This window comes from Pseudomonas sp. CMR5c (assembly GCF_003850545.1).
GTDB classification, from domain to species: Bacteria; Pseudomonadota; Gammaproteobacteria; order Pseudomonadales; family Pseudomonadaceae; genus Aquipseudomonas; species Aquipseudomonas piscis.
The window spans coordinates 3202586-3219514 of sequence record NZ_CP027705.1 but is presented as its reverse complement, the minus strand read 5'-3'; the positions used below and the strand labels follow the sequence as shown (position 1 = coordinate 3219514).

Here is a 16929-nt window from a genome sequence, read left to right as displayed (position 1 = left end):
CCAGTTTTTTGATATTAGATTTACTCAATACATATCAATGACTTGCATTATTTTCTCAAAGCTCGGCCAAGACCCTGGACCGATTGCGCATTGCAGATTTGAAACACCGCTTTCACTATAGAAAAAACCATGGAAGCCGCACATGCACAATGAAGAGTACCTGCCCAGGGTGGTCGCGCTGATCACCCACCTTCGCCTACCCGAGGGCCCTAGCCGGATGGCGCGGATAGTCGAACAGGTGATCCCGGACTATTACGGTCGAGCCCGCATAGAGATCGTCGAAACCACGGTCAACCAACTGCTCGAAACCGGGCGCGCTCTTGAGGCCAGGGGGGATGTCGATGTCATCATCGGCTCGGGAGCAACATCCGAGTACCTCAGGCGGCACCTCTCGACCGCCGTCTTGTCGATTCGCATGGGGGAGTACGATCTTATTCGCGCGCTCGACCTGGCCCGGGCGCGAGCCACCAAAGTGGGCATCGTCAGCTTCCAGCACGAGCATCCCGCGCTCCAGGCGATGTCGTCACTGTTCACCGTCGACATCCGTCAAGTCACCTACAGCAGCTACGAGGACGCCCGCCAACAGATCCATCACCTGGTGGATGACGGCTATCGCCTGGTGGTGGGTTCTTCTACAGCGGTGGAAACTGCCGAGGCGGCGGGTGCACAGGGTGTCCTGGTGCTTAACGCAGATACAGTGCGGCGCGCCATGGAGGATGCCCTGGCGATTTGCCGAAGCCGCCAGCAGAGCCTCATTCAGCAACAGCGCCTCAATGCCGTGTTACGCAATCTATCCGATGGCGTGATCGCCGTGGATGCCGAGTGCGCCGTCCAATCGCTGAATCCACGCATGGCGTCCCTGCTGGGGATTACCAGCGATTGGGCGCGCGGACGGCCGCTCAACGAAGTCGTTCCCGGCCTCGATATCAGCCACGTCCAATTCAGCGACGACACAGAAGAAAGCCACATCCTCAAGATCGGCGGCCGGACACTGGCAGCCAACGTCAGCCCCATCATCGAAAACGGCAGGCCCGATGGGCTGGTGATTACCTGCCAGGAAGCGAACGCGATTCAGCGCACGGAGCGACGCATTCGCAGCCAGGTCAAGCCAAGGCAGTTCACCGCCCGATATCGCTTCGAGCAGATGCTCGGCCAGGCCCCAGGCTTTCGCATCATGCTGGACCTTGCCCAGCGCTATGCAGCCGCCGACGCCACGGTGCTCGTCCAGGGTGAAAGTGGAACCGGCAAGGAACTCCTGGCCCAAAGCATACATAACGCCAGCCCCCGCCAGTCCGGGCCCTTCGTTGCCATCAACTGTGCGGCCTTTCCTGAGTCACTGCTGGAGAGCGAGCTCTTCGGCCACGAAGAAGGCGCCTTTACCGGATCACGCAAGGGCGGCAAGGCAGGCCTGATAGAAAACGCCCACATGGGAACCCTGTTCCTCGATGAGATAGGCGACATGCCAGTGACGCTGCAGACTCGCCTTTTGCGGGTGCTGCAGGAGCGTGAAGTACTGCGCCTGGGAGCAACCGAACCGACCCCCGTAGACATTCGCGTGATTGCCGCCACCCACCGGGACCTGCGCGCGCGGGTCCGCGAAGGTGAGTTCCGCGAGGACCTCTATTACCGGGTGAACATCTTGCGCCTGGTCATTCCCCCGCTGCGCCAACGCCCTGAAGACATACCGATGCTCGCCCAGTTCCTGCTGGCCAAGCTATCGCCGCGGACAGCGGCCAGCACGGCTGCCCACGCTCTGCTCGAGCGGCTCATGCCTCATCTTCAGCAGCACAGCTGGCCAGGCAACATTCGCGAGCTGGAGAACATCGTCGAGCGAGCGGTGCTATCGGCCAATGTGCTCCAGGACGGCAACGCGTCGCTGGAGCTGCGGACGCTGTTCGACGAACTGTTCGAGTCGGCGCCGACCCAAACCTCCACAATGGCCGAGCCGCAGCCAGCCCAGGACTTGCGCAGCCTCAGCCGTGCACAAGAAAGCGCTCGCGTCAGTGAAATGGTCGAACGTTGTGCCGGCGATATGGACGAAGCAGCCAAGCGCCTGGGTATCAGCCGCACCACGCTCTGGAGACGGCTGCGCGCCATGAAGTCCACCTAGCAGGCCAGCACCCTCTTTCAACCTTGAACTTTATTTCAGCAATGAAATGAAAAACGCCCGGCGAATGCCTTTCCAGCGTCAAGGCATCACTCAGGCAAATCATCAACTACATGATTTAAAAGGAATTAACTCTCAACTAAAACACGCCCGGCATATTGGCATGGCGCTTGCTCCCGGCAGTTTCGGCTTGGCACCCTCGTGTGCGCAGCCCTACTCAATACAAAAACAAGGCAGGAGGTGCCGATGCTGGGCATGATGATGAACTTCAACCTGAGTATCACCGCCATCATGCGGCAAGCGCTCATGGTTGCCGCCAATACCGAAATTGTCTCGCTGCTCCCCAACGGCCAGGTGCACAGATACACCTACGCCGAAGCATTCGCTCGCGCAGGCCGCCTGGCCAATGTACTGGATACCCTGGGCTGCCCTTCGGATGCACGGGTCGGGACCCTGGCCTGGAACAACCATCGGCATTTCGAATTGCACTATGCAATCCCGTGTTCAGGGCGTATCTGCCACACCATCAACCCCAAGCTGTTTCCCGAGCAGGTCAGCTACATCATTCGCCATGCCGAGGACTACCTGCTATTCGTCGACCCGCAATTCGTGCCACTGCTGGAAAGCATCCAGCATGAAATCAGCAGCGTGCGCTGCTATATCGTGCTTTGCACGGCTGACGCGCTACCTGCCAGCACGCTGCCCAATCTCGTCAGCTATGAGGCGTTGCTCAAGTCGCACGATGAAGACTATGACTGGCCCGACCTCGATGAACATCGAAGCAGCGGGTTGTGCTACACCTCCGGCACCACGGGTGACCCCAAGGGCGTGCTGGCCAGCCATCGCAGCACCGTGCTGCACGGTATGGCCCAGAACATGGCCGACAATGTCGGGTTGCAGGCGCTCGATGTGGTCATGCCGATGGTGCCGATGTTCCACGTCAATGCCTGGGGCATGCCCTACAACGCAGCGATGGTGGGCGCCAAGCTGGTGTTGCCGGGCCCCTGGGTCGGCGATGCAGGGGCCATGGTCAAGTTGATCAATGATGAGAAGGTCAGCCTTTCTCTTGCAGTACCGACCCTCTGGGCCAACATTTCGCAGTATCTCGATATCCAGGGCGGCACCATCCGTTCGTTGCGACGCGCAGTCAGCGGTGGCGCCGCATGCCCGCTTTCACTGATCCAAGCCATGCAACGCCACGGCGTGATGTTGGAAAACGGCTGGGGGATGACCGAACTGAGCCCAATGGGCAGCTACAACCGACGCCAGCCCTGGTATGACGCGTTGACCGAGGAGGCCCAGGCAAAGCAGTTGCTCAAGTCGGGAAGATCATTGTTCGGCATCGAGATGCGCATCGTCGACGAAGCCCAGCGCGCCCTGCCCCACGACGGCCAGGCCGCGGGTTCGCTGCAAGTCCGAGGCCCCTGGGTTCGCAATGGATATTTCGGAGAAGCCCCCGGCGAAGGCTGGTTCGATACCGGCGACGTGGCGACCATCGACCCGCGCGGCTACATGTTGATCACCGACCGCATCAAGGACGTGATCAAGTCGGGTGGCGAATGGATCTGCTCCGTGGAGATCGAGAATGCCGTCATGGCCCACCCGCAAGTGGCCGAGGCTGCGGTCATCGCCATCCCGCACCCTCGCTGGAGCGAACGGCCGCTCTTGATCATCGTGCCCAAGCACGCTGCTACGGCCCCCACTCACGAAGAACTCTTGGCGTTTCTGGACGGCAAGATTCCGAAATGGTGGATGCCGGATAGCTGCGAGTATCTGGACGAACTCCCCCATACCGCCACCGGCAAGGTCAGCAAGAAGGCGCTGCGAGCGCACTTCGCCACCGACCTGCAGCACTGACCGAGACACTGATTACGGCATCGCTCAAGCCGCCTTCGCGTGGTTTGCGCTGCCGTCGCCAAAATACCAAACCCCTGATTTTCTCCTGGAAATCAGGGGTTTTCGTTTTACCGGTATCGAGCAGAGATGGGGATTCGAGTTTCCTCAACGCACTCGCTGGCCCAAGGTTCCATGAATACCCGCTTCGCCACACTGCCGCCCCGCGAGACCTGCGCCCGCCGGCGGCGCTTTGAGCATGGGGCGAAAAAACTAAACCATTGGCCATGCCCCGTGCTCAACAGTAGGGCGACGCCTTTGTCGCGCCCTCCCTAAGGAGAACCTTATGAACCACAAACTCATGCGCCAACTGGGACTGTCGTTGTTGCTGACCGTCAGCGGCTGTGGCTTGGCGTTGGCGGCCGGCAGCAGCGACTTCGTCGACGAAGCGGCCCAGGGCGGCATCAACGAGGTGGAGAGTGCCAAGCTGGCGCTGGAGAAAAGCACCGCCACCGACGTCAAGGCCTTCGCCCAGCAAATGGTCGACGACCACACCAAAGTCAACCAGGAACTGATGAACCTGGCCCACAAGCTCGATATCAAGGTGCCGGACGAAGCCTCGCTGACCGCCCGGGCGAAGAAGATGATCCTGGAAATGCGCGACGAGTCCTTCGACCAGGCCTATATCGATAGCCAGGTCGAGGCCCACGAGAAAACCGTGGCGCTGTTCGAAAAAGAGTCGCAGTCCAAGGACGATGCCCAGCTCAAGGCTTTCGCCCAGAGCACCCTGCCCCAACTGCGCATGCACCTAGACATGGCCAAGCGCTTGCAGACCCAGCACGCCAAATGACGCTGTGGTTGCTCCGGACATCACGCAGCCATGCCGTGCGACTGCGTGCTGCCCGGTTTTAGCCCCTGGTCCACCGCGGTGATCTGCTGCCAGGACCGGCAACGGCTGCATGTACGATCAAGTCGAGGGCCCACCTGCTCAGCGCCTCGCCACCATGCATCGCTCGGGCTTGCCGGTCGAGCACCAGGGCGCCTTGGACTGTTCCTGCAAGACTCGCCATCGCCTTGCAGTTCAACTGCGCCCTTGTCGCGCTATCTGGCGCTACTGATTGAAGAAGTCGATCTTCCAACCCAGAGTCGAGCGCTTGAAACAACGGTTTTTCAAATAACTATTTTTGCAGTCGGCCCTTGAGCCACCCGGTCAGATTATTACCGGTGTACGACAAAGCACATTGCCGGACTGGCGTTCGCCACACGCCGCGACCCTGCGCAGCGATCACGCCACATTCCACTCACTCAAGGAAAAGGGACGACGTCATGTACAGCACTCACCAGAGCTTGCAGCTACGCGCCTGCCGCAAATTCGCCCTCGAACAGAACCAGCGCCTGTTCAAGCAGGCCCACGACCTCAACCGCAAGGCCTATGCACTGCTCGAGCAAGCACAGCCCGATCTCGACACTTTCGAGCGCTACCATCTATTGCGTAACAAGGCCGAGGAAAGGCTCCACGAGGCCAACGAGCACCTGCTGCTGATCAACCACGAATTCGCCGAGGACGAGCCCCTGGCGCCCACGCTCCTGCCCTTCACCGCCGCCCAGCCTCGTCAGCGCCAACAGCCACCACGGCCGCTGTTGAATACCGGGCGCTAGGTTCCGGCATCGGGCACTTACGGCGGTTGTTCCATGCGATCGCCGTGCCCAGGCCGTGTGGCAGCCTCGCTGCCAGGGAGAGAGTCCTATGACCGAACACATCGTTCACTTCCATTGCCAGATCGACCAGAGCACCAGCGAACGTTTTCGCGACTCGTGCCTGCAAGCCATCGAAGAAGGCGCCAGCTCGCTGCTGCTGAACCTGTCGACCACCGGCGGCAGCACCAACTTCGGCTTCACCCTCTATACCTTCCTCAAGTCCTTGCCGGTGCCCTTGTGCGCGATCAATGCGGGCAACATCGAATCCATGGGGATCATCCTGTTCCTGGCGGCCAACCGGCGCATCACCACGCCTCATTCACGCTTCCTGATCCATCCGATGAACTGGTACTTCAGCCAGAGCTCGGTGGATCACCAGCGCCTGCGCGAGTACCTGTCGAGCCTGGACAACGACCTGGCGCGCTACGTGAAAATCTACGAGATCGAGACCGCGGCCGCCGAGACCCAGCTGGACATCTTCAAATGCCTGTCGGCCGAGGAAAAGGTCATCGCCGCCCATGAGTCGCTGGCCTACGGTATAGCCCACGAGGTGCGCCAGCCCGTGTTCGCCGACGACCTCAAGCACTGGAAGGTCAGCGGTGCCTAGGCGCGACCACCCGGCAGGCTGCGGGAACGGCCGCTGGCCTATGGCGTCATCCCGTTGAATGGCCCTGATCCACAAGCCGCTTGCAGCGACGAGGAGTTCCCCATGGCAGTCGATATCCTTCCCTTCATGATCACTACCCCGGTGGCCAGTTCGCCGAGCAACCCCGTGGCCCTGGAGCTGATGGGCGCCCAGGCCCTGGCCCGGGTGCCCCAGGTCATCGGCCAATTGCCCGACGGCTCGATCCGCATGAACGCGCCGACCCGTGGTGCCTCCAGCAAGAGCACCCACCGCACCCGCTGCGAATGGAAGGAGCCGCTGTACTGGTCCCTGGCCAGCGCCAACCTGCATGGCAACCGCCAGGTCATGCGCCTGGAGCAGGTCAATTCGGCGCAAAAGGTGGTGATCTCGCAGATGCACGTCAAGGACGACGACAGCCCGGTGGTCAAGGTGTTCTGGAACAAGGGCAGGATCACCTGGGGCTTTCGCGCCAGTTTCAACCAGGGCGAACCGGCCACCCGCATCATCGCCACCAACGTGCCGTTGCAGGCTCCCTTCGAAATCACCCTGAGCGCCACCACCGCTGGCCTGGTCCTGGTGGTGGTGACCTGCAACGGCGTCACCAGCGCCAGTACTCCAGGGCAATTGGACAGTAGTTGGAACGACCACCGTTTCGACTTCCACGGCGGGGTCTACAACCAGGTCGACTACAGCGACAGCACCCCCGCCAGCGACGGTTCGGTGTGCATCATCAGTGAGCTGCAAGTCAGCCATACGCTGGCTTGAAGCAAACCCCATGAGTTTTACGATCTGGGTCGCGGTACTCGGTGCGGTGCTGCTGATCCTCGCGCTGACCTCCTCGTACCTGCGCTGGCTGCCGATCACCACCTCGGTGGTGTGCCTGGCCCTGGGCGTGCTCATTGGCCCGGGTGGGGTTGGCTTGCTGCAACTGGATATCCGCCAGGCGGCGGACTGGATGGAGAACCTGACCGAGGTGGCGCTGCTGTTCTCGCTGTTCGTCAGTGGCCTCAAGCTGCGGCTGCCGCTGGCCGACCGCAGCTGGTGGGTGGCCTTCGGCCTCGCTGGACCGGTGCTGGGCCTGGGCATCCTCGGTGTCGCGCTGGTGCTGCACGTCTTGCTGGATCTGGACTGGAGCTTCGCCCTGCTGCTCGGGGCGATTCTGGCGCCCACCGACCCGGTGCTGGCCTCCATGGTCCAGGTCAACGATGCCCAGGATCACGACCGGGTGCGCTTCGGCTTGTCCGGTGAGGCCGGGCTCAACGATGGCGTGGCCTTCGCCTTCGTGATCCTCGGGGTACTGCTGCTCAAGCAGGACAGCGCCCCGCAGCACTGGCTGGCGGACTGGCTGCTGTACAGCCTGCTCTGGGCGATACCGGCCGGCCTGCTCTGTGGCTATGGCCTGGGCCATGGCCTGGGGCGCCTGACCTTGCGCCTGCGTACCCGCCACGCCGACAGCAGCGTCTCACCCAACGACTACCTGAGCTTCGCCCTGATCGCCCTGGCCTATGTCGCGGCGGAACTCGTGCACGGCTACGGCTTCCTCTCGGTATTCGCCGCCGGCCTGGGGTTGCGCCAGGCCGAAGTCCATGCCAGCAGCGCCGGCCACCCACCGGCGGAGCATCTGGTGCAGCCGGTGGTCGGCCACCTGCACGGCGACCCACGCCAATCCGTGCACGGCGATGTCCAGGCCCTGGAAGAACGCCAGGTGGCGGCCGGCATCATGCTCGGTGACATGCTGTCGTTCGGCAGCCTGGTGGAGCGGGCCATGGAAGTGTTCATCGTCACCTTGCTGGGAGTGGTACTGCCGGCCCATTGGGATTGGCGGGCGTTGTTGCTGGGGGCACTGCTGTTCCTGGTGGTACGGCCCCTGAGCGTGCTGGCGATGCCCTGGGGCGCCCTGCTCGACCGCCACCAGCGCCTGCTGCTGGGCTGGTTCGGGATTCGCGGCATCGGCAGTCTGTACTACTTGTTCTATGCCCTGAACCACCAACTCGAACCGGCGCAGGCGACACTCAGCATCCAGCTCACCCTGTCGGTGGTGGCGTTGAGCATCCTGGTCCATGGCCTCAGCACCCAGCCATTGCTGCTGCACTACCAACGCTGTCGCCAGCAGGCCGAACGACGATAAAAACTGAACCGCGCCATCGCCGCTCTCCTCAATATGCTGACGACGCCGCTGCGCTGCGCCCGAATCCCCTGGAGGAGCCGTCGCCATGGACATCGAACGATGTATCCGCAAATTCGCGTACCAGATCCAGGAAACCCAAGGACGGCCGACCATCTCACCCGGGTGCAAGCACAGGCGGGCAGACCCGTGCTGTGGGCCGGCCCCTGCCGCGCGAACACACCCAGTTGGTCCAGGCCAAAGACTGAACGCGAGATCGAGGAGCGGATATGCACGGGAATTTTTCATTGTCCAGGCTGGGTACCTGCCTGCGTGAATGGCCATTGGGCTTCCCACTCGAGCCCCGTGCCCTGGCGGGGCTCATGGAGCGACTGGTTGCCCAGGGCCTCGACCGGCTGCCATTGCCCGGCCAGGGCCAGACCCTGCTGCGCTGGCAGGCCCTGGCCCGAGTGGCGGCCTGCGACCTGAGCCTGTGCAAGCTCTATGAAGGCCATACCGATGCCCTGGCGATCATGCGGTACTGGTCGGCGCCACTACCTCCCGCAGACAGTACCTGGGGCATGTGGGCCGCCGAACCACCCCAGGCCAGGGTCACCCTGCACGCTACCCGGCATGCCGGCGCTGTGCGCCTGCAGGGGCTCAAGGCCTGGTGCTCCGGCGCCTCGCTGTTGAGCCACGGCCTGTTGACCGCCTGGGATGCCGAGGACCGCCAGTACCTGGTGGCCGTCACACTGGACCAGACCGGCGTGCAAGTCACGGGCAATGGTTGGCAGGCCGTCGGCATGGCCGCCAGTCAAAGCGTCGAGGTGGTGCTGGACGGTGCCCATGGGCAATTGGTCGGCCCGGCGCACGGTTACCTGCAACGGCCCGGGTTTTGGCAGGGCGGCGCGGGTATCGCCGCCTGCTGGCACGGCGCGGCGCAAGCCATCGGCCAGGCCCTGCGCAGGCATTGCACCGAACGTCCCGAGCCCCATGCCCTGGCTCACCTGGGCGCCGTGGACTGCGCATTGCAAGCCAGCGCCAACCTGGTGCGCAGCACTGCACGCTGGATCGACCAGCATCCAACGGCCGCGGCCGAGGTGCCTGCACGCCGTCTGCGCGCCGCCTGCGAGGCCAGTGCCACGCAAGTGCTGGAACACGTCGGCCGGGCCCTGGGGGCCACGCCCTACTGCCGCGATGCACACCTGGCCCGGCTGTTCGCCGACCTGCCGGTGTATTTGCGCCAAAGCCATGCCGAGCGCGATCTCGCCGTCCTCGGTGGCCTGGTGGCCGCGCACCCGGAAGGAGACTGGTTGCCATGAACGCCAATCCGATCATCGGCAACGGCACGTCGCCCGGGGCCTGGAACGCTTCAAGCCGGCTCGCCGCACTCGGGACGGTGACACCGCAACAGTTGGTGCCGGACGGAGCGCGCGCGGTGATCGTCTCGCCCCACCCCGACGACGAAATCCTCGCCTGTGCCGGCTTGCTCCAACAGCTGGCCCGAATGCAGCGCCAACTCGTGCTGGTCTCGGTCACCGATGGCTGTGCCAGCCATCCCGGCTCGCGCTACTGGACGCCGCGCCGCCTGGCGCAGGTGCGTCCCCGGGAAAGCGCTGTGGCCCTGGCGCGCCTGGGCCTGGCGCCGGAGCACATGACCTGGTTGCGCGCTGGTTTGCCGGACACCGCCGTGGCCCGCCACGAGCGAAGCTTGCAGGCTTTTCTGCAACGCTGCCTGCAACCTGGCGATGTGCTCTTCACTACCTGGCATCAGGACGGCCACAGCGATCACGAAGCCTGCGGTCGTGCCTGCCTGGCAGCGGCCCGAGAGGTGGATGTCCGGGTCCATGAAATACCGGTCTGGGCCTGGCACTGGGCCCTACCGGAAGATCCGCGCTTGCCCTGGCACCGGGCACGCAAGCTGTTGCTGGATGCCCCGACCCTGGCCCGCAAGCGCCACGCGGTACATGCCTTCACCAGCCAGATCAGCCCCGACCCGCTGAACGGAAACGCCCCGGTCCTGGGCCCATTGACCCTGGAGCGCCTGCTGCGGGATTTCGAGGTGATATTCCTATGAGCGTCACCGACGACTATTTCGACCACTTGTTCGATGGCAACCCCGACCCTTGGGCCATGCGCTCTCGCTGGTATGAACAGCGCAAGCGCGACCTGACCCTTGCCGCCCTGCCTCGACCCCACTATCGCCGGGGCCTGGAAGCCGGTTGCGCCAACGGCGAGCTGGCCCTGCGCCTGGCCGAGCGCTGCGACCGCTTGTTGTGCTGCGATACCTCGTCGCTGGCGGTACACGAGGCTCGCCAACGCTTGCAGCACCTGGACCAGGCCGAGGTACGCCAGGCACGCCTGCCCCGGCAATGGCCGGACGGGAGCTTCGACCTGATCGTCATCAGCGAACTGGGCTACTACCTCGACCTGCAAGACCTGCAACGCCTGATTGCCCAGGCCCGTGACTCACTGGCCACGGACGGCACGCTGCTGGCCTGCCACTGGCGTCACCCCATCACCGAATGCCCGCTGGACGGCGACCGGGTGCACCGGCAACTGGCCGCGCAACTGCAATTGCCCAGCTTGCTGCGCCATGTGGAGGCCGACTTCGTCCTTGAGGTATGGGGCACTCGTGCCACCTCGGTGGCCCAGCGCGAGGGCCTGGCATGATCGGGGTAGTGATCCCCGCCCACAACGAGCAAGCCTTGCTCGCCCAGTGCATCCAGGCCGTAGAGCAGGCTGCCCGGCATCCGCACCTGGACAGGGAACAGGTGCGGATCCTGGTGGTGCTCGATGCCTGCGACGACGACAGCGAAGCGCTCGTGGCGGCGGCTGGCATCCAGGGACTGAAGGTCGACGCACGCAATGTCGGTTATGCCCGGGCGGTGGGCAGCGACTACCTGATCGCCCAGGGTGCACGCTGGATCGCCTGCACCGACGCCGACAGCGAAGTCGCCCCGGATTGGCTGGTGGCCCAGCTGTCCCTGGGAGCGCAGATGGTCTGCGGTACGGTGCAGGTCCGCGATTGGGGCGAGCTGCACGAGGGCGTCCGCCAGCGCTATGCCCAGGCCTATACCCAGGCCGATGGCCATCGGCATATCCACGGCGCCAACCTGGGTTTCTGCAGCGCGACCTATTTGCGTTCCGGCGGTTTCCTGCCGGTATCGGCCCATGAAGATGTGCAACTGGTACGCACTTTCGAGCGCCTGGGTGCGCGTATCTGCTGGAGCCAGTTGCCCCGGGTGACCACCAGCGCCCGCCTGCTGGGCCGCGCCAGCGGCGGGTTCGCCGATTACCTGCGCCAGCTGGCGCTGGAGCAACAGACGAGCACCGCACCGCTGGCGGACCAGTCGTCCCAGGCCTGCGGCAATAATTTGAACGGCGCCTGAACCCCTCCAGTCGGAACAGTGAAGAGTCCCGGCACCGCCTGCCGTACCTATTGCAAAGCGTTGCCCTGTTCCTCAGGAGGACGTGCCATGAAAGCCGTTGTATTCCATAGCGTGGGCGATATCCGCCTCGACGACGTCGCCGAACCCACCTTGCTGGCTCCCACCGACGCCATCATCCGCGTGACCGCCTCGGCGATCTGCGGTACCGATCTGCATTTTGTCCGTGGCACGGTGGGCCAGCTCGCCATCGCCAGGCTGCTGGGCGCCGCCCGGGGGTTCGCCATCGACCACCATCCGGACCGCTTGCAAATGGCTCGCCGGCAAGGCGCCGAGACCATCGACTTCGACCAGGAAGATCCGGTGGCCACCCTCAACCGGCTGACCGCCGGCATCGGTGTGGACCGGACCATCGATGCGGTGGGGGTGGACGACGCCATCGCGGCCTTCGAGGCCTTCGACCGGCGCGAGCATGGCTGGATCAAAGTGCAACTGCGCCCGCAGCCCGAGCTTTGAGCGGCAGGAGCACCCAGCATGAGCAGCAAGGTCCATATCGGCATTTCCGGCTGGCGCTATGCCCCTTGGCGCGGTGATTTCTACCCCAGGGGACTGGCCCGGAAAGATGAACTGGCCTTCGCCTCGCGAGCGGTGGGCAGCATCGAGATCAACGGTTCGTTCTACGCCCTGCAGACGCCCGAGCGCTATGCCGGCTGGGCCGCACAGGTGCCCGAGGAGTTCGTCTTCAGTGTCAAGGCGCCACGCTTCATCACCCATGTCCGGCGCCTGCGGGACATCCACGAGCCACTGGCGAACTTCTTCGCCTCGGGGCTGTTCCAGCTGGACCGCAAGCTGGGGCCGATCCTCTGGCAGTTCCCGCCGAGCTTCAAGTTCGATCCGGCCCTGTTCGAGGAATTCCTCGCCCAACTGCCGCACCAGGGCCGTATGGCCCGGCAACTGGCCCGGGACTGCAGCGAACGCCTGCGGCGCGATGGCTACCTGGACATTCCCGCCGACGCAGCGCTGCGCCATTGCGTGGAGATCCGCAACGCCAGTTTCCTGGAGCCGGCCTTCGTGGCGCTGCTGCACCGGCATAACGTCGCATTGGTGGTGGCCGACACCGCCGGCAAGTGGCCCTGGATCGAGGAATTGTGCGCCGACTTCGTCTATGTGCGCCTGCACGGCGACCAGCAAATCTACAGCAGCGGCTATAGCGACCAGGCCCTGGAACGCTGGGGCCGGCGCATCGAGCTATGGCGCCGGGGCCGGCAACCGGCCGATGCCCGGCGCATTCCCGGATTCCAGGACAGGGGGCGCGACCGAGGCGGCGCGCGGGACGTCTATTGCTACTTCGACAACGATATCAAGGTGCGCGCGCCCTACGACGCTCGTCATCTGCTGGAACGCCTTGGCCTGGCCGATACCCTGGCCGTAGAGCCCGGGCATCTGCCCGAGGGCGACTGGCAATGAACGGCATGTCCCTGCCCAGGCCGGACCAGGCACCGGCTGTGGCTTCGCTCAAGGTGCTGACGGTGAATATCCACAAGGGCTTCACCTTCCTCAACCGACGCTTCATCCTGCCCGAACTGCGCGACGCGGTGCGCAGTACCGGCACTGACCTGGTGTTCCTGCAGGAGGTGCTGGGCGATCACAGCCACCACGCCAAGCGCTTCGACAACTGGCCCCAGCAACCCCACTACGAATTCCTTGCCGACAGCATGTGGCACGAATTCGCCTACGGACGCAACGCGGTGTACCCCGAGGGCGAGCATGGCAATGCCCTGTTGTCGAAGTACCCGATCCTGGGCTACCGCAACCTGGACGTTTCGCAACAGGGCGACGAACAGCGCGGGCTGTTGCATTCGGTGCTGGCCGTGCCGGGGCGCGAGGTGCACGCGATCTGCGTGCACCTGGGCCTGCGCGAAACTCATCGGCAGTCGCAGCTGCGCCTGCTGTGCGAACTGGTAGCGAGCCTGCCGCCACAGGCCACTGTGATAGTCGCCGGCGACTTCAACGACTGGCGCCTGCGGGCCGATGCACTCTTGGCCGAACAGGGATTGCACGAAGCCTTCGCTCGCCATCGCGGGCGGGCGGCCCGCAGTTTTCCCGCACGCTGGCCCCTGCTGCGCCTGGACCGCATCTATGTACGCAACGGCCGCACCTGCGACCCCCGGGTGCTCTCCACCCGGCCCTGGTCGCACCTGTCGGATCACGCGCCGCTGGCGGTGGAGGTCTGGCTATGAGCCCCGGCTGGCGCGATGGCAACCGCGTCGAGTTGCTGATCAACGGCGAGCAATTCTACCCACGGGTGCTGGCGGCCATCGCCGATGCCCGCCAAGAGGTGCTGCTGGAGACCTTCATCCTGTTCGAAGACAAGGTCGGCTGCGCGCTGCAACAAGCCCTGATCGATGCGGCCCGGCGCATTCCCCGGGTGGAGATCACCGTCGACGGTTATGGCAGCGCCGACCTGGGCGCGGACTTCGTCGCACAGATGGTCGACGCCGGGGTGCGGGTCCACCTGTTCGATCCGCATCCACGCTTGTTCGGCTTGCGCGCTCACCTGTTCCGCCGCCTGCATCGCAAGGTGCTGGTGATCGATGGCGAACAGGCGTTCATCGGCGGCTTGAACTTTTCTGCCGATCACCTGCGTGACTTCGGTCCGATGGCCAAGCAGGACTATGCCGTGGACGTACGCGGGCCGGTGGTCGCCGATATCCGCGCCGCGGCCCTGGCTACCCTGGTCCAGGTCTCCCCCGCCGGCCCTTCCCTGACTGCGACACCGCCTTGCGGGCCGACAAGCATCCGCCTGGCGATCCGCGACAACCAGCGACACCGCGACGATATCGAGACCCAGTACCTGCAGGCGATCCGCGCTGCCCGCCAGCGCCTGGTCCTGGCCAATGCTTATTTCTTTCCTGGCTATCGCTTGGTCCGCGAGCTGCGCAATGCCGCACGCCGTGGCGTGAAGGTCAGCCTGATCCTCCAGGGCCAGCCAGACCTGCCCTGGGCCCGGGGGTTCTCACGGTTGCTGTACAACTATTTGATGCGCGATGGCGTGGCCATCCATGAATACGTCCGCCGACCACTGCACGGCAAGGTGGCCCTGGCCGACCACGACTGGGCCACGGTGGGCTCCAGCAACCTCGATCCCTTGAGCCTGTCGCTGAACCTGGAAGCCAACCTGATCATCCGTGACGTCGATTTCAACCAACGCCTGCATCGCCACCTGGAGCGGCTGATGATCCGCCACTGTCGCCAGGTCACCCAGCAGCGCTTGCTGCGCGGCCACTGGTGGCGCGGGCCAGTGATTGTCCTGTACTTCCACTTGCTGCGGCATTTCCCGGCCATCGCCGGCTGGCTGCCGGCCCACCGGCCGCGACTCGAATCGATACCGGGCCCGCCTGGACGCCAGTGCCAGCAGCCCCTGGAACGGGAGCACAGTTCATGAACGGCGGGCGCCATGGCTGGCTGGTACGCGCCCGGCGCCTGCTCAACCTGCTGTTCCTGGTGCTGGTGCCGGTACTGCTCTGGCGACTGGCCATGAACCTGCAATGGCACGAGGTCAGCCAGGCCGTTGGCGCCTATAGCGCCACTACCCTGCTGCTGGCGCTGGGGGCCACAGTCCTGAGCTTTGCCTTGTACAGCAGCTACGACCTGCTCGCCGGACACTACGTACGCCACTCCTTGCCGACCCGCCAGGTACTGGCGCTGGGATTCGTGGTCTATGCCTTCAATCTCAACCTGAGCGCCTGGGTCGGCGCTATCGCCCTGCGCTACCGACTGTATTCGCGCCTGGGCCTGGAGGTGGGCACGATCACGCGGATCCTGAGCTTCAGCCTGGCCACCAACTGGCTGGGCTACCTGCTGCTGGCCGGCGTTCTGTTCGCCCTGGAACTGGTGCGCTTACCGGACCACTGGACCCTGAGCAGCAGCGGCCTGCGCATGGTGGGTGGCGCGCTGCTGGCGGTGGCCGCCGCCTACCTACTGGCGTGCCGCTTCGCCAAGCGCCGAACCTGGCGCTGGTGCAACCAGTGCCTGGAACTGCCCGACACGACCATGGCGCTCATCCAGGCCGCGTTGTCATCGCTCAACTGGATGCTGCCGGCGCTGGTGGTGTTCCTGCTGTTGCCCGTCGGCGCCAGCTATCCCCAAGTGCTGGGGATCATGCTGATCAGCAGCATCGCCGGAATCATCACCCACATCCCGGCCGGTCTGGGTGTACTGGAAGCGGTATTCATCACCCTGCTCCAGCATCAACTGGGCAAGGGAGCGGTCCTGGCGGCCCTGCTGGGCTACCGGGCAATCTACCTGCTGCTGCCACTGGCCCTGGCAAGCATGGTCTACCTGGTGCTGGAACGACGGGCCAAGGCCCTGCGTCAGCAACGCCAGCGCGCCTGAGTTGTCCAGGCACAGATATGAACAACTAACAAGCGGGCCGCGTCAATAAAGCCACGACCAGGAAAAATTGTAACTTGCATGGCCATGCAACGCCTGCTCGTAGTGAGCAACTAGTTACTTAGCGCCATTAAAACGCCATAGTCGCTAAAAATTGAAAATAGTTTTTTGATAAAACATACGGCTCTGGCCGTTTGTACTAATTTGAATTGTCGAACAATCGATTTTACTTTGAATTCTTCACCCTGCATGGATATCGACTAGTTGTGTACAAGGAGATATTCATGAGTCAGGAAACCATCTACAAGATCCAATATCTGCTGCATGGCCAACCAAGATTCTTCGTTATCAGGGCCAAGGCCATGGATAACGCCAAGGCTTGGCACTGGGCCAGTTGCGATGCTGGCGTCGGGATCATTCCCAAGTCCGATCGCGACCCTGTCAAGAAGGTGTCCAGGCCATTGGCGGAAAAGTACGGGATAACCGACGTCAAGTGGTGCCACTCGACCCCGCTCTGTTGGACAACGGAGGGCCGGCAATGAAACCCCAATCGACCAGGAAACCAGCCGCCAGGGACCGGGACGCGGAGATAGCCGAAAACACCCGGATGTTCTACGAAGCCGACCGGCTGGATGACCTGGCCTACCAGATCATCGGCAATGGCGCCTGTGACCAACAGGTCTGGGCGCGCTATTCCCAGGCCAAGAACCGGGCGGACGGCAAACGCCGTGAAGCCTTCGCCCAGTGGCTGAGCATCCGGCGGGCCATGCAGCGCGGCTGA

General features: G+C 63.8%; 17 protein-coding genes and 1 pseudogene. All 18 read left to right on the top strand.

The window, feature by feature from the left end:
* Positions 1-142: 142 nt before the first annotated feature.
* The 18 genes and pseudogenes from prpR to C4K40_RS14815 all read left to right on the top strand — a co-directional run bounded on the left by prpR (position 143) and on the right by C4K40_RS14815 (position 16929).
* On the top strand, positions 143-2110 hold the full coding sequence (gene prpR / locus C4K40_RS14900; RefSeq protein ID WP_053129713.1) for a propionate catabolism operon regulatory protein PrpR: 1968 nt from the start codon (positions 143-145) through the stop codon (positions 2108-2110).
* Between the two features lie 243 nt (positions 2111-2353).
* The gene (locus C4K40_RS14895) at positions 2354-3964 is read left to right on the top strand and encodes a long-chain fatty acid--CoA ligase (protein ID WP_053129710.1); all 1611 of its coding nucleotides are present in this window, start codon (positions 2354-2356) and stop codon (positions 3962-3964) included.
* A 322-nt stretch (positions 3965-4286) separates the two neighbouring features.
* Positions 4287-4790 carry a DUF4142 domain-containing protein gene (locus tag C4K40_RS14890; RefSeq protein WP_053129707.1) on the top strand — a complete coding sequence of 168 codons (504 nt, stop codon included), beginning with the start codon at positions 4287-4289 and terminating at the stop codon, positions 4788-4790.
* Positions 4791-5266: 476 nt separating this feature from the next.
* Positions 5267-5599, top strand: coding sequence for a hypothetical protein (locus C4K40_RS14885; RefSeq protein ID WP_053129704.1), 333 nt, complete (start codon positions 5267-5269; stop codon positions 5597-5599).
* A gap of 88 nt (positions 5600-5687) precedes the next feature.
* Positions 5688-6245: an ATP-dependent Clp protease proteolytic subunit gene (locus tag C4K40_RS14880; protein ID WP_053129701.1), complete on the top strand. Its 558-nt coding sequence runs from the start codon at positions 5688-5690 to the stop codon at positions 6243-6245.
* A gap of 102 nt (positions 6246-6347) precedes the next feature.
* Positions 6348-7028 (top strand): polysaccharide lyase family 7 protein, encoded by a 681-nt coding sequence (locus C4K40_RS14875; RefSeq protein WP_053129698.1) that lies wholly within the window; start codon positions 6348-6350, stop codon positions 7026-7028.
* A gap of 10 nt (positions 7029-7038) precedes the next feature.
* Positions 7039-8391 (top strand): sodium:proton antiporter, encoded by a 1353-nt coding sequence (locus C4K40_RS14870; protein WP_053129695.1) that lies wholly within the window; start codon positions 7039-7041, stop codon positions 8389-8391.
* A 266-nt stretch (positions 8392-8657) separates the two neighbouring features.
* The gene (locus tag C4K40_RS14865; protein WP_083456831.1) at positions 8658-9689 is read left to right on the top strand and encodes an acyl-CoA/acyl-ACP dehydrogenase; all 1032 of its coding nucleotides are present in this window, start codon (positions 8658-8660) and stop codon (positions 9687-9689) included.
* On the top strand, positions 9686-10444 hold the full coding sequence (locus tag C4K40_RS14860; protein WP_053129688.1) for a PIG-L deacetylase family protein: 759 nt from the start codon (positions 9686-9688) through the stop codon (positions 10442-10444). The genes C4K40_RS14865 and C4K40_RS14860 overlap by 4 nt, the downstream gene beginning before the upstream one ends.
* Complete coding sequence (locus C4K40_RS14855; RefSeq protein WP_053129685.1) at positions 10441-11040, top strand: class I SAM-dependent methyltransferase; 600 nt, start codon at positions 10441-10443, stop codon at positions 11038-11040. Before C4K40_RS14860 ends, C4K40_RS14855 begins: the two co-directional genes overlap by 4 nt.
* Positions 11037-11759 (top strand): glycosyltransferase family 2 protein, encoded by a 723-nt coding sequence (locus C4K40_RS14850; protein WP_083456830.1) that lies wholly within the window; start codon positions 11037-11039, stop codon positions 11757-11759. The genes C4K40_RS14855 and C4K40_RS14850 overlap by 4 nt, the downstream gene beginning before the upstream one ends.
* A gap of 87 nt (positions 11760-11846) precedes the next feature.
* Positions 11847-12188, top strand: a pseudogene (locus C4K40_RS14845) (zinc-binding dehydrogenase); the annotation flags it as partial.
* A 102-nt stretch (positions 12189-12290) separates the two neighbouring features.
* Positions 12291-13223, top strand: coding sequence for a DUF72 domain-containing protein (locus C4K40_RS14840; protein WP_053129678.1), 933 nt, complete (start codon positions 12291-12293; stop codon positions 13221-13223).
* Positions 13220-13996, top strand: a complete 777-nt coding sequence (locus C4K40_RS14835; protein WP_053129674.1) for an endonuclease/exonuclease/phosphatase family protein — start codon at positions 13220-13222, stop codon at positions 13994-13996. The genes C4K40_RS14840 and C4K40_RS14835 overlap by 4 nt, the downstream gene beginning before the upstream one ends.
* Complete coding sequence (gene clsB / locus C4K40_RS14830) at positions 13993-15201, top strand: cardiolipin synthase ClsB (RefSeq protein WP_053129671.1); 1209 nt, start codon at positions 13993-13995, stop codon at positions 15199-15201. The genes C4K40_RS14835 and clsB overlap by 4 nt, the downstream gene beginning before the upstream one ends.
* Positions 15198-16151: a lysylphosphatidylglycerol synthase domain-containing protein gene (locus C4K40_RS14825; RefSeq protein ID WP_053129668.1), complete on the top strand. Its 954-nt coding sequence runs from the start codon at positions 15198-15200 to the stop codon at positions 16149-16151. The genes clsB and C4K40_RS14825 overlap by 4 nt, the downstream gene beginning before the upstream one ends.
* Before the next feature lie 281 nt (positions 16152-16432).
* Positions 16433-16690 (top strand): DUF6555 family protein, encoded by a 258-nt coding sequence (locus C4K40_RS14820; RefSeq protein ID WP_053129664.1) that lies wholly within the window; start codon positions 16433-16435, stop codon positions 16688-16690.
* Positions 16687-16929 (top strand): hypothetical protein, encoded by a 243-nt coding sequence (locus C4K40_RS14815; protein WP_053129648.1) that lies wholly within the window; start codon positions 16687-16689, stop codon positions 16927-16929. Before C4K40_RS14820 ends, C4K40_RS14815 begins: the two co-directional genes overlap by 4 nt.